Source organism: Arthrobacter sp. UYEF21, from assembly GCF_040546085.1.
Taxonomy (GTDB): Bacteria; Actinomycetota; Actinomycetes; order Actinomycetales; family Micrococcaceae; genus Arthrobacter.
Window position 1 is genome coordinate 1 of record NZ_JBEPNF010000057.1, and the last position, 1041, is coordinate 1041.

The 1041-nt window shown below is 62.0% G+C and carries 1 protein-coding gene; it reads left to right on the plus strand.

Annotated features, from left to right (window positions below; all coding sequences use genetic code 11):
* Window positions 1–30: 30 nt before the first annotated feature.
* The coding region (gene fbaA, locus ABIB27_RS19340) for a class II fructose-bisphosphate aldolase (protein WP_354254711.1) at window positions 31–1041 on the plus strand (1011 nt) is incomplete at its 3' end.

A 1041-nucleotide genomic window follows, 5' to 3' on the forward strand; every position in this document is an offset into this window, starting at 1 on the left:
CATAGACGAAAACTCAGCATAGGAGTCAGCATGCCCATTGCAACCCCAGAGATCTACTCCGAGATGATTGACCGTGCCAAGGCCGGCGGCTATGCATTTCCGGCTGTCAACGTCACCTCCTCGCAGACGCTGAACGCCGCGCTGCGCGGCTTCGCCGAGGCTGAGTCCGATGGCATCGTCCAGGTATCCACCGGCGGTGCCGCCTACTGGTCCGGTGCTGCGACCAAGGACATGGTGGCCGGTTCGCTTGGTTTCGCCGCGTTCGCCCGTGAAGTGGCTAAGAACTATGGCGTGAACATCGCATTGCACACGGACCACTGCCCCAAGGACAAGCTGGATGGCTTTGTCCTGCCGCTGCTGGCAGCTTCGGAGGCCGAGGTCAAGGCTGGCCGCAATCCGATCTTTAACTCGCACATGTGGGATGGTTCGCATGAGCCGTTGAATGAGAACCTGAGCACCGCACGGGAACTGCTGGAGCGCACGGCCGCCGCGAAGATGATCCTCGAAGTTGAAATCGGCATCGTTGGTGGCGAGGAAGACGGCGTCGAAAACGCCATCAATGACAAGCTGTACACCACGGTCGAGGACGCTCTGGCCACCATCGAGGCTCTCGGTGCCGGCGAGAACGGCCGCTACATCACCGCACTGACCTTCGGCAACGTGCACGGCGTGTACAAGCCGGGCGGCGTGAAGCTCCGCCCGGAGATCCTTAAGGACATCCAGGCGCAGGTGGGAGCGAAGCTGGGCAAGGACAGCCCGTTTGACCTGGTGTTCCACGGCGGCTCCGGCTCCTCTGACCAGGAGATCGCCGATGCTGTCTCCTATGGCGTGATCAAGATGAACATCGACACTGACACCCAGTACTCGTACACGCGTCCGGTGGTGGATCACATGTTCACGAACTACGCCGGCGTGTTGAAGGTCGATGGCGAAGTGGGCAACAAGAAGCTGTACGATCCGCGCGTCTGGGGTGCCTCCGCCGAGGCAGGCCTTGCCGCCCGCGTCGTGGAGGCAACCAAGCAGCTCGGCTCCGCCGGCAAG